The sequence below is a fragment of the Tenacibaculum sp. 190524A05c genome, from assembly GCF_964036595.1.
GTDB classification, from domain to species: Bacteria; Bacteroidota; Bacteroidia; order Flavobacteriales; family Flavobacteriaceae; genus Polaribacter; species Polaribacter platacis.
On sequence record NZ_OZ038523.1, the window covers coordinates 1,630,036 to 1,642,580 of the forward strand.

Here is a 12,545-nt window from a genome sequence, read left to right on the forward strand (position 1 = left end):
TAAAAATGAAAAAATTTATACTACTGACACTATTAATTGGGTTAGGTTTTAAAGCCACTGCCCAATCTAAAGCTATTACAACATCGCTTCCTTTCTTGTTAATCACATCAGATGCAAGAGCGGGTGGTATGGGAGATATTGGAGTTGCAACTTCTTCAGATGCTTTCTCTTTATTTCATAATCCAGCTAAAATAGCATTCAATGAAAGTAAATTAAGTATTGGGGCAAACTACGTACCTTGGTTACGTAATCTAACTGATGATATTTTCGCAGGAAATTTATCTTTAGTAAATAGGTTTAGTGAAAATAGTGCTTGGGGAGTTGATTTAAAATATTTCTCTTTAGGAAGAATTGAACTTACAGATGATATTGGATTACCAACTGGTTTTAAAAACCCAACTGAATTTGCTTTATCCGGATATTACTCTTTAAAATTAAGCGAGCGTTTTTCTATGGGAGTTGGTTTAAAATATATTAACTCTAATTTAGATGTTGATGATTCTTTAGAAGCCGTTAACTCGTTTGCTGTAGATATTTCAGCATACTACCAATCTGACGAAGAAAATTATGGAACTTTCAACGGACGTTACCGTATTGGTGTTAACGTTGCAAACATAGGACCGAAAGTAGAATACACGCCAGGTGAAGAAAACTTTATTCCAACTATTGGTAAATTAGGAGGTGGGTTTGACTTTATCTTCGATGACTATAATACTTTAGGCGTTAATGTAGAGTTTAGAAAATTACTAGTACCTTCTAGTGGTACTGCTTCTTCAAGAGGTTGGTTTGAAGGAATGTTCACTTCTTTAGGAGATAGAGATTTTAGTGAAGAATTAAAAGAGGTAAATTGGTCATTAGGTGCCGAATATATGTACAACAATGCATTCGCAGTTAGAGCAGGTTACTTTAATGAGAGTGAAATTAAAGGAAACAGAAAGTTTTTCACTATGGGTGCTGGTTTTACAGCTCAAGCTTTTTCTGTTGATTTATCATACTTAATTAATACATCGGATGTAAACAATCCATTAGAAAACACATTACGTTTTTCTTTAGCGTTTGACATCGGTGAAATTTATGAAGACTATTAATATTGTTTTTTAGTATATTAGTAAAAAATTAAAAGCAGTCTTTTGAGACTGCTTTTTTTGACTCTTAATTTTTATGAAAGAAATAGATTTTTCTTTAAAAGCAAAAATGTTTGATTCTGTTTCAGAACTTTCTCAAGATGAACAGAATTTAATGGATAAAGCTATAGAAGCAAGAAATAACGCTTATGCTCCTTACTCTAAATTTCAAGTTGGAGCTTCAATACTTTTAGATAATGGTGTAATTGTTACAGGGAATAATCAGGAGAATGCTGCTTATCCATCAGGAATGTGTGCAGAGCGTGTTGCTATCTGGAGTGCTGGAGCACAATATCCAAATATGATTGTTAAAAAAATTGCTATTACAGCTGCTTCTTCTGAAATTGAAGTTAAAAATCCAGTTGGTCCTTGTGGAGCATGTCGTCAAGCTTTATATGAATATGAATTCAATCAAAAAGAACCTATAGAAATTATTTTCATGGGAGAAACGGGCAAAATTATTAAAGTAACATCTTTAGCTTCTCTCCTACCTTTTTCTTTTGACAGCTCTTATTTATAGAATTTAAATAATTCAAAAAATTAAGGTTTTAAATTAAAATAATGCATTTATCAAAAGGAACCCGGTTTCATATTCGTATTTTTAACCTCTAAATTTTAAGAATATTGAAATTAACACGTATTGAAATTTCAATATTCGTAAAAATAAAAGATCCGATTGATAATTAATAGGTTATACACACTAAATCCTTTTTATTTGTTGTTATAGTAGGCCCTAACATTTATTTAGATGACAGCAGAAATAATTGGTACTGGAAGTTACATTCCAAACATTAAGAAGGAAAATAAACAATTTAGTGGTAATAGATTTTTAAATGCCGATGGTTCATCATTTGGATCTAATAATACGGTTATTATTGAAAAATTTAAAACAATTACTGGAATTGAAGAAAGACGATATGCAGAAGATCATTTTAACGCTTCAGATTTAGGTTATCTTGCCGCTGAGAAGGCTATTGAAAATGCCGGTATCAATTCAGAAGACATAGACTATATCATCTTTGCTCATAATTTCGGAGATGTTAAAAACAATGCTATACAGAGTGATATCTTACCTAGTTTAGCTACACGTGTTAAGCATTTACTTAAAATTGACAATCCAAATTGCGTTGCTTATGACATTTTATTTGGTTGTCCTGGTTGGATAGAAGGTGTTATTCAAGCGAAAGCATTCATTAAAGCAGAAATAGCAAAAACTGTTTTGGTTATTGGTTCTGAAACTCTATCGAGAGTTATAGATAAACATGATAGAGATTCAATGATTTATAGTGACGGAGCAGGCGCATGTATTGTTCAGGCTTCTAACAAAACTGAAAGTGGTATTTTAAGTCATGCTTCGCAAACGTTTGCGAAGAAAGAAGCTTATCACCTTTTCTTCGGAAACTCATACGACAAAAACGAAGATCCTAACGTACGTTATATAAAAATGTATGGTAGAAAAATTTATGAATTTGCTTTAACTCATGTTCCTAACGCAATGAAAATTGCCTTAGATAAAAGTAATGTTGATATATCAGAAGTAAAAAAAGTATTCATTCATCAAGCCAATGAGAAGATGGATGAAGCTATAATAAAACGTTTTTACAGACTTTATAAAAAACCTGTACCTGAGTTTATTATGCCTATGAGTATTCATAAATTAGGAAACAGTTCAGTCGCTACAGTACCTACTTTATTGGATTTGGTTTTAAATAATAAAATCGAAAATCATACAGTAGAAAAAGGGGATGTAATTATCCTAGCGTCAGTTGGAGCAGGTATGAATATTAACGCAATTGTTTATCGTTATTAAAATCTAAAAAATAAGGGCAAAAATAAAATCAAACTATTATTTTTGCGGATGCAACAACACAACGTACTTATTTTAGATTTCGGTTCGCAGTACACGCAATTAATTGCGCGCCGTGTAAGAGAGTTAAATATTTATTGTGAAATTCATCCTTACAATAAAATTCCAGAAAACTTAGACAATTTTAAAGCAGTGATTTTATCCGGTAGTCCATACTCAGTAAGATCAGAAGAAGCACCGCATCCAGATTTATCAGGAATTAGAGGAAAGAAACCTCTTCTTGCTGTATGTTACGGAGCACAATATTTAGCGCACTTTTCAGGAGGTTTAGTAGCACCATCTAATACTAGAGAATATGGTAGAGCTAATTTATCTTTTGTTAAAGATGGAGAAAACTTCTTTAAAAATATATCTACAGGAAGTCAAGTTTGGATGAGTCATTCAGATACGATTAAAAACTTACCTGAAAATGGAGTTTTATTAGCAAGTACTCATGACGTAGAAAATGCCGCATATAAAATTGAAGGCGAAACTACTTATGCTATTCAATTCCACCCAGAAGTATATCATTCAACTGATGGTACACAATTATTGAAAAACTTCTTAGTTGATATCGCCGAATTAGAGCAAAACTGGACTCCAAACTCATTTGTGGAATCTACTGTGAATGGTCTAAAGGAGAAATTAGGTGATGATCGTGTAATTTTAGGTCTTTCAGGAGGTGTAGATTCAACAGTTGCTGGTGTACTTTTACACAAAGCAATTGGACAAAACTTACATTGTATTTTCGTTAATAATGGATTATTAAGAAAAAATGAGTACGAAAGTGTACTTAAGCAATACGAAGGAATGGGATTAAACGTTAAAGGTGTAGACGCATCTGAACGTTTTTTATCAGCTTTAGAAGGAATAAGTGATCCTGAAACGAAAAGAAAAACCATAGGACGCATCTTTATTGAAGTGTTTGATGATGAAGCAGCGAAAGTTGAAAACGCGAAATGGCTAGCTCAAGGAACAATATACCCTGATGTAATTGAATCAGTTTCTGTAAATGGAGGACCTTCTGCTACAATTAAGAGTCATCATAATGTAGGTGGATTACCTGACTTTATGAAACTAAAAGTAGTTGAACCATTACGTATGATTTTTAAAGATGAAGTAAGACGTGTTGGAGCCTCTATGGGAATTGATAAGGAGTTATTAGGAAGACATCCGTTTCCTGGACCGGGATTAGCAATTCGAATTTTAGGAGATATCACTTCAGAAAAAGTTCGTATTTTGCAGGAAGTAGATGCTATTTTTATAGACGGATTAAAGGAAAGCGGTTTATACAATAGTGTTTGGCAAGCAGGAGCTATTTTATTACCTGTCAACTCAGTAGGAGTTATGGGGGATGAAAGAACTTATGAAAAAGTAGTAGCATTAAGAGCTGTTGAAAGTACTGATGGAATGACCGCTGATTGGGTAAATTTACCTTATGAGTTTTTACAAAAAACATCAAATAAAATTATAAATAACGTTAAAGGTGTAAATAGAGTAGTTTATGACATTAGCTCTAAACCACCTGCAACAATTGAGTGGGAATAAATTCATAAACATTTCGTTTTTGGTTTAATAAAAGTTATATGAGTAAAATAAAATTTTGGGCTATCACATGTGTTTTAGCAATTCTAGTTTCTTGTAGTCAACAGAAAAGATACATCTCTTATAAAGTTAAAGAGGGAGAATCTATGAGAGATATTGCAGAACGAATTAATGTTAAAACTGAAGATTTAGAAAGACTAAATCCAGATGTTGGAGACAATCCTGCAGCTAATAGCACAATCGTAATTCCTAATCCAGAATTTAAAAAGACTATACCTTTAATTCAGGAAACTGATGAAGATAAAGGTGAAGTTACAGAAACTGATAATACACAAGATGAACCAACTACAGAGGAGGATAAAGTGAAAACAGCACCTGATTCTACTCAAATCGTAAGAACAGTGTATGAGTACAAAACTCATATTGTACAACCTGGTGAAACGGTTTATCGATTAACTAAAACTTATAATATATCCAAAAGTGAGTTAATAAAACTGAATCCTGAATTTCCAAAAATTAAGGACAATCTTTTAAGTGTTGGACAAGAACTAAAGGTAAAAGTTGCCGAGAAAAAGGTAATTTATATATCCAGAGAAGAAGACCTTAAAAACCATGTTACTCATACGGTTAAACCAAAAGAAACTATTTATAGTTTAACTCGTTTTTATAATATCACAAAAGAGGAACTAATGAATTTAAATCCTGAGTTCCCAGAGTTAAAAGATAATAGTTTATCTATTGGTCAAATATTAAGAATTCGACCTTTAGAAGAAGAGTTAACAACAGATAGTAGTTCAATTTATATTGATACAATTGCTGTAACAGATCCTATAAAAGTTGCTTTCTTACTTCCATTTAAAGCTCGTGAGTATGATACTATAGCTTCGGAAGATATTTTTGATGTAAGAAAATCTAGTAGCAGTGCGAGAGTTGCAAATATGGTTACTGATTTTTATTTAGGAGCTGAAATGGCTTTAGACTCAATCAAAGCTAATGGTATTAACGTTGATGTTTCGGTTTTCGATACTGGAAACAGAGGTAAATTAGTTGAGAAAATTCTAAAAGACGATAAGCTTGATGATAAGGATGTAATAATAGGTCCATTTTATTCAAATCAAGTTGAAAAAGTCGCAGAAGACGTAAATAGTCCTGTTGTTTTCCCTCACTTTTCAAAAAGTCAGGATGATTTTTCTTCTTCTAGAATAATAAAATCAGCTCCAGATAAAGAAACTCATAGTAATTTCTTAATTCAGTATTTGAATGAAATATACAATGGTGAAACAATTTTTATTGTTAGTGACGGAAAGGAGCAATCGAATGAGCAGTTAGAATATCTGGAAAAGGAGTTTAAGAAAAACGACTCTATTAAAAATATTTTTACTTTAAAACCAGAAAAAGGGTATATAAAGAAAGAACGATTCACAGATAACATGAAACCTAACGTTCATAACTGGGTAATATTAACATCTGACGTAAAGTCTCATATTGCTGATGCTATCAATAGTATGGTTGTCCTTCCCGAAGATGTAAGTGCGCAAGTATTTACCATAGATAAAACGGCAGCTTTTGATGGAATTAACAACAATACCTTAGCTAGAATAGGTTTTACTTTTGTTACAGATAATTTTTCAGATGAAAATGACAGCAACCTCCAAAGTTTCGTCCGAAAATATCGTAAGAGAAATAAGGATGTGCCTACCGAATATGCAATTAGAGGTTTTGATTTAACCTATGATGTATTGATTAGATTGGCTTCTGGTGAAGACTTAACTGATACTTATAAAGAAGGAGTATCAATGCGATTAGAAAACAAATTTGATTTTAGTAAAAAGTTATTTGGATCAACTAGTAATAATGGATTATTTATTGTTCGTTACAATAATGACCTAACTCTTGAGAGATTAAAATAGCACTACAATTAAACAACAAATAAATAAAAAGCCGATATAGTAATTATATCGGCTTTTTATTTATTTCTCATACATTTCCTTGTAATATTTTAAATAATCTCCACTGGTAACGTTTTTAACCCAGTCTTGATTATTTAGGTACCATTTTACAGTTTTCTCTATTCCTTCTTCAAACTGTAATGAAGGCTCCCATCCCAATTCATCTTTTAATTTTGTAGAGTCTATAGCATACCTGTAATCATGCCCTGCTCTGTCCTTCACAAAAGTTATTAATTTATCCGAAGTTCCTTGAGGATTACCTAAAAGTTTATCCACGGTTTTAATTAGAACTTTAACAAGGTCAATATTCTTCCATTCATTAAAACCACCAATATTATACGTATCTCCTAATTTCCCTTCATGAAAAATTAAATCTATGGCTCTAGCATGATCTTCTACAAACAACCAATCTCTTACATTCTTACCCTCACCATAAACCGGTAACTCTTTATTTGTACAAATATTATTTATAAAAAGAGGTATTAATTTTTCTGGAAATTGGAATGAACCATAATTGTTCGAACAATTCGAAATTACAATTGGTAATTTATATGTATCATGAAAAGATCTCACAAAATGATCAGAAGAAGCCTTAGATGCAGAATATGGAGAATGTGGATCATAAGCAGTTTTCTCAGTAAAAAAACCATCATCTCCTAAACTCCCATAAACCTCATCTGTAGAAACATGATAAAACAACTTACCTTTTAAATCATCATTCCAGTTTGTTTTTGCTGCTTGTAATAAACTTAAGGTTCCCATTACATTAGTTCTTGCGAATGATAAAGGATCTTTAATTGATCTATCAACATGAGATTCAGCAGCTAAATGTATAACACTATCAATTTTATATTGTTTAAAAATTGAATCAACAGTGTCAAAATCACAAATATCTGCCTTAACAAAAGTATAATTTTCTGATGTTTCGATATCTTTAAGGTTCTCCAAATTGCCTGCATACGTTAAAGCATCTAGATTAATAATATTTTTATCCGGATATTTATTTACAAATAATCGAACAACATGTGATCCAATAAAACCAGCACCTCCTGTAATTAATATGTTATTCATCTACTTAGTTTTGACAGTTATTTATACATTCTCTTAATGAATCTTTCCAAAATGGAATATTCAAATTAAAATCTTCCTTAATTCTTGAAGTATCCATTACTGAATAAAATGGTCTTTTAGCCAGAGTTTTATAATCATCGGATTTTATTGGTAATACCTCACAATCCAGATTTGCTATAGTCATGATTTCTTTCGCAAACTCAAACCAAGATGTAACTCCAGAGTTTGAATAATGATAAACTCTTTGTTTATCCGAAAAATCGTTCTCTACTAACTGTAAACAAACATTTGCTAAATCTCTAGCATATGTTGGAGAACCTATTTGATCTGATACCACTTTTAATTCTGATTTTTCTTTCCCTAATCTCATCATAGTTTTAACAAAATTACTTCCAAAACTAGAGTACAACCATGATGTTCTTATAATTATTCCAGGCACATTAGATGCCAAAAAAAACTTCTCTCCTATCCTTTTAGAGATTCCATAAGCGTTTATTGGATCAGTAGTATCTGTTTCCTTTAATGGCACATTAGCATTTCCATCAAAAACATAATCCGTAGAAATATGAATCATTTTTCCTTTATTCCCTAAGGCTAACACTAAATTCTCTACTCCTTGAGCATTGACTAAGTTTGCTCTTTCTAACTCCTCCTCCGCTTTATCAACAGCAGTATATGCTGCACAGTTAATGACGAAATCAATTTTATTATCTTTAATATAACTGTTTACCTTTTCCTGAATTGTTATATCTAATTGATTAGAGTTTTCGAAGAAGAAAGTATGCCTACTCTCTTTTGATTGATGTTGAATTTCTGTTCCTAATTGACCAGATGAACCTGTAACTAATATATTCATTTTAGTAAGTAAATTGGCTATCTAGATTTTCAAATACCTGAAGTACTTTATCTTTTTCAGAAAGTAAAACTTCTTCAGGATTAATTTGCCAATCAATGTTTAAACTAGCATCATTCCATAATATACCAGAGTCATGCTCTGGAGAATACCAATTATCAACTTTGTAAGAGAAAATCGCTTCTTCAGAAATTACTACAAATCCATGCGCAAAACCTCTAGGAACAAAAAGCTGCCTTTTATTATCTTCTGACAATTCAACTATTTCATATTCTCCATATGTTGGTGACCCTTTTCTGATATCAACAGCTACGTCTAATACTTTTCCTTTTATACACCTAACTAATTTTGCTTGAGCAAATGGCGGTTTTTGAAAATGTAATCCACGTAGCACTCCTCGGGACGATTTTGACTCGTTATCTTGAACAAAGTTTACTTCGTAAATATTCTTTTTGAACTCTTTATAATTAAATGATTCAAAAAAATAACCTCTATGATCTCCAAATACTTTTGGTTCTATAATAGTTAAATCAGGGATTTTAGTTTTAATAAAATTCATTGTTATTCTTGGACTAGGCTCAATAAATATTGTCCGTAATTATTCTTTTTAAGTGGTTCAGCTAATTTTCTAACCTGTTCTTTTGAAATATATCCCATATAGAGAGCTATTTCTTCCAAGCAGGCTACTTTAAGACCTTGTCTTTTCTCTATTGTTTCTATAAACTGGCCAGCTTCCATTAACGATTCATGAGTACCTGTATCCAACCAAGCGTAACCTCTGCCCATTAATTCTACTTTTAACTGGTCATTCTCTAAATAATATTGATTTACTGAAGTGATTTCAAGTTCGCCTCTCTCTGATGGTTTTACTTCTTTGGCTACTTTAATTACAGAATTCGGATAATAATACAAACCAACAACGGCATAATTAGATTTAGGGTTTTCTGGTTTTTCTATTATTGAAACAACATTTTCATTACTATCAAACTCAACTACACCATATCGTTCTGGATCTTTTACATAATATCCAAAAATAGTAGCTTTTCCTTCTTGTTGAACATTATGAATAGCTTTTTGAAATAACTCTGGTAAGCCATGGCCATAAAAAATATTATCACCAAGTAACATGCAAACATCATCATTTCCAATAAATTCTTCCCCGATAATAAATGCTTGTGCCAAGCCATCTGGCGAAGGTTGTTCAGCGTAACTTAACTGTATTCCCAAATCTTCACCTGTTCCCAATAATTTTTTGAAATTTGGCAAATCATAAGGAGTAGAAATTATTAAAATCTCCCTGATTCCAGATAACATTAGAACAGATAAAGGATAATAAATCATCGGTTTATCATATACCGGAAGTAATTGTTTTGATATGCCCTTTGTTATTGGATATAATCTAGTTCCTGATCCTCCAGCTAATATTATTCCTTTCATCTTAATAAATCTATAAAAGTCTAAATTAAAAAAAGTTAAGCTAGATACTCTATAATTTTAAACTATTCTTTAATTCTGTCTCCAGATCCTTTACCTCCAACCGTCGCTAAAATGTAGTGAAAGTATTTTTCTAAAGTAAGATTATCAAGCATTTCTGCATCTACTTTTGCCAATTTTTCTGGGGTTGACATGTCAATTTCATTGATTTGAGCTAGTCCTGTTATTCCAGGTAAATAGTTATATACGTTTCTTTTATCCCTCTCTTCAATTAACTCCTTTTGGTTAAACAAATTTGGTCTTGGCCCAACCAAACTCATGTCTCCCTTTAAAACATTAATCAACTGAGGGAGTTCATCGAGTTTTGATTTTCTCAAGAATGCTCCTAATTTTGTAACAGAACTACTACTTGCTAGATGTGTTGCGACAGATTTTGTATTCACCCCCATAGTTCTAAACTTCAATAAGGTGAATGGTTTTTGATTCTTCCCTACTCTTTCTTGTTTAAATATTGGCGATCCAGTGTCAAAAACTCCTAAAATGTAAACGATTAAGCCTATAGGCCATAAAACTAATATTCCAAACAACGAGAATATGAAATCAAAAAAACGTATCATTAATATAATCCTATTTAGTAAAACTTTTAATTGTCAAATGTATTCCTTCTTCTGCAGACAATGGTAGATTTTTCTTTAAAACTTCTTTAATTTTTTTATTAGAAACAACATAATTACCCGTTAATTTATGAATCTTCTCACTATTGATAGGAAAAGGTAAGACATCACCAACTTTTCCTAAAGTAGCTAACAAAAGCTTTGGTATATTTAAAATTTTAACCTCTTTATTTATCGCTTTTCCGATATTTAGAACTAAATCTTTTGTTGACAGCGGATAATCATCTGCAACATTATAAACTCCTGAAGGAACACTTTTATTTTCTAGTAATTCTTTGATTACAAAACACAAATTACTTACCGACAAAAAGGAACGTGAATTTTCGTATTTACCAAAAGGATATGGAATTCCTTTCGCTACAAAATTATAAAGTAGGTTTAAATTACCTTTATTATTTGGACCATGAATCATACATGGCCTTAAAATGTACACTCTTTTTTTACTAGGGATGTCTTTGTTTAGTATATAATTTTCAGCCGCTAATTTAGATTTTCCGTAAGCTGTAATTGGTTTAGGTGGTTGACTCTCTGTAAGCATAGTTTCAATTTCATCTGCAACAGCTTTAACAGAACTCATAAAAATAAAAACTTCACAATCGCTCTTTAAAAATTCATTATACACCCTTTTTGTTAGCTCAAAATTAATTTCAAAATATTCATTCTCTTGAGTAGTATTTTTCAAATCGTGAGCCTTACCCGCTAAATGTATAAAAGCTTTATTTGCGTTAAAAATTTCCTTATTCAAGACATCATAAGAAATTAATTTATCTGATATTCTCCTTGAAACTCCCTGAATTGTATAGTCTTTGTTTAAATAATTTAACAAGTTGGACCCAACAAATCCTGTTACACCACTAATTAAAACATTATTATTCATTTCCAAAGCTTATTATTGACTCACTCATTCTCCTATTAATCTCTAATCTACTGTAACTTTTCTTAAATTCTATCCTCTCCTCATTTTTATATACGAAATTCTTCAGACTATTATAGAGTTGATCTGCATTAGTTGGTTCAAATAAAATTAAGTTAGACATGTTTTCTTTTAAAAACTCTTTAGCATATCCATCTACACCAGCAATTATCGGTTTATTAAAAGTACCATATTCAAATAGTTTAGACGGTAATACTCGTTCAAATGCCTTATGTTTATTAAGATGTAAAAATAAATAGTCCGCTTTTTGGTAGTAGTTTATTAGCTCATTTCTACTAACGGGAGGAATCAATTCAACATTTTCTATATTATTAACTTTTAACTTCTTCTCTAATTTTTCTCTAGCACCACCATCACCAATGATTTGAAACTTGTGTGTTCCTAACAATCTCTTAGCTACATTAGGTATAATGAGATCTAACCCTTGGCCTTCTCCTATATTTCCACCGTATATTATTGTCTTAACCTCACTTTTCTTCTCCTCTCTTTTTTTATTTGGTAGAGATAAAAACAATTCATCAATACCATTGGTAAAAAAAGAATATTCAGCTTTTTTATAGTTTTCAAAATAACTCTTAAATCCTTTTGACACTAAGTTTATATGTCCAGCTCTACCAAAAGTATAATTTTCAATAGGTTTTAAAACAAAATTTAAGCCCATATTGATAATCTTATTCTTGTATAAATCTGTAATGGTTTCTCTAAAGATATCTCTAATGTCCAAATAAAGTTTCGCTTTTTTCTTTGTGGCAATTTTCGCTCCTAAATATGCCGTAAATAAACGAGATGAAGAAGCATAAACTAAATCATAACTTTTATCCTTTGTAAGACTTAAAGCTTTGAAATAAAACTCTTTATAAGATTTAATCTGACCAACAATTCCGCTTCCATGTTCAGGAATTGTAATTCTATTAACCACTACTCCTGCTTTAATTTCTTCTATGCCTTTGGCTTCTGCCTTAAAAGAATCATATCTATTTGGCTGAGTAGTAATTACATCAACTGTATCATCACTGTTCAAATGGTTTAAAAGTTCCTTAAGTAAGGAAGTGTTTCTGAAAGATCCTGCAGACAAATCTGGTTCAAAATAGAATGTTAAGAATAATATTTTCATA

Annotated in this window: 12 protein-coding genes; 5 read left to right on the forward strand and 7 right to left on the reverse strand. The window is 31.3% G+C overall.

What is annotated here, in order from left to right:
• Window positions 1–5: 5 nt before the first annotated feature.
• The 5 genes from porV (at window position 6) to ABNT61_RS06960 (ending at window position 6,425) form a co-directional block, all read left to right on the forward strand.
• Window positions 6–1,088, forward strand: coding sequence for a type IX secretion system outer membrane channel protein PorV (porV, locus tag ABNT61_RS06940; RefSeq protein WP_348745358.1), 1,083 nt, complete (start codon window positions 6–8; stop codon window positions 1,086–1,088).
• 73 nt (window positions 1,089–1,161) lie between these two features.
• Window positions 1,162–1,644, forward strand: coding sequence for a cytidine deaminase (cdd, locus tag ABNT61_RS06945; RefSeq protein ID WP_348745359.1), 483 nt, complete (start codon window positions 1,162–1,164; stop codon window positions 1,642–1,644).
• 228 nt (window positions 1,645–1,872) lie between these two features.
• Window positions 1,873–2,934: a ketoacyl-ACP synthase III gene (locus ABNT61_RS06950; RefSeq protein WP_348745360.1), complete on the forward strand. Its 1,062-nt coding sequence runs from the start codon at window positions 1,873–1,875 to the stop codon at window positions 2,932–2,934.
• Window positions 2,935–2,982: 48 nt separating this feature from the next.
• Window positions 2,983–4,518, forward strand: a complete 1,536-nt coding sequence (guaA, locus tag ABNT61_RS06955; RefSeq protein WP_348713021.1) for a glutamine-hydrolyzing GMP synthase — start codon at window positions 2,983–2,985, stop codon at window positions 4,516–4,518.
• Window positions 4,519–4,556: 38 nt separating this feature from the next.
• Complete coding sequence (locus tag ABNT61_RS06960) at window positions 4,557–6,425, forward strand: LysM peptidoglycan-binding domain-containing protein (protein WP_348745361.1); 1,869 nt, start codon at window positions 4,557–4,559, stop codon at window positions 6,423–6,425.
• A 60-nt stretch (window positions 6,426–6,485) separates the two neighbouring features.
• On the opposite strand, the gene rfbB is transcribed toward ABNT61_RS06960, so the two are convergent.
• The 7 genes from rfbB to ABNT61_RS06995 form a co-directional block, all read right to left on the reverse strand.
• Entirely contained in the window at window positions 6,486–7,535 is a 1,050-nt protein-coding gene (gene rfbB, locus ABNT61_RS06965; RefSeq protein WP_348745362.1) for a dTDP-glucose 4,6-dehydratase, read from the reverse strand.
• A 4-nt stretch (window positions 7,536–7,539) separates the two neighbouring features.
• The gene (gene rfbD, locus ABNT61_RS06970) at window positions 7,540–8,391 is read right to left on the reverse strand and encodes a dTDP-4-dehydrorhamnose reductase (protein ID WP_348745363.1); all 852 of its coding nucleotides are present in this window, start codon (window positions 8,389–8,391) and stop codon (window positions 7,540–7,542) included.
• A 1-nt stretch (window position 8,392) separates the two neighbouring features.
• Window positions 8,393–8,947 carry a dTDP-4-dehydrorhamnose 3,5-epimerase gene (gene rfbC / locus ABNT61_RS06975; protein WP_348745364.1) on the reverse strand — a complete coding sequence of 185 codons (555 nt, stop codon included), beginning with the start codon at window positions 8,945–8,947 and terminating at the stop codon, window positions 8,393–8,395.
• A gap of 2 nt (window positions 8,948–8,949) precedes the next feature.
• Entirely contained in the window at window positions 8,950–9,825 is an 876-nt protein-coding gene (gene rfbA / locus ABNT61_RS06980) for a glucose-1-phosphate thymidylyltransferase RfbA (RefSeq protein WP_348745365.1), read from the reverse strand.
• A gap of 62 nt (window positions 9,826–9,887) precedes the next feature.
• Window positions 9,888–10,439 carry a sugar transferase gene (locus tag ABNT61_RS06985; protein ID WP_348745366.1) on the reverse strand — a complete coding sequence of 184 codons (552 nt, stop codon included), beginning with the start codon at window positions 10,437–10,439 and terminating at the stop codon, window positions 9,888–9,890.
• Window positions 10,440–10,449: 10 nt separating this feature from the next.
• Entirely contained in the window at window positions 10,450–11,373 is a 924-nt protein-coding gene (locus tag ABNT61_RS06990; RefSeq protein WP_348745367.1) for an NAD-dependent epimerase/dehydratase family protein, read from the reverse strand.
• The gene (locus ABNT61_RS06995) at window positions 11,366–12,544 is read right to left on the reverse strand and encodes a glycosyltransferase family 4 protein (RefSeq protein ID WP_348745368.1); all 1,179 of its coding nucleotides are present in this window, start codon (window positions 12,542–12,544) and stop codon (window positions 11,366–11,368) included. The genes ABNT61_RS06990 and ABNT61_RS06995 overlap by 8 nt, the downstream gene beginning before the upstream one ends.
• Window position 12,545 lies beyond the last annotated feature (1 nt).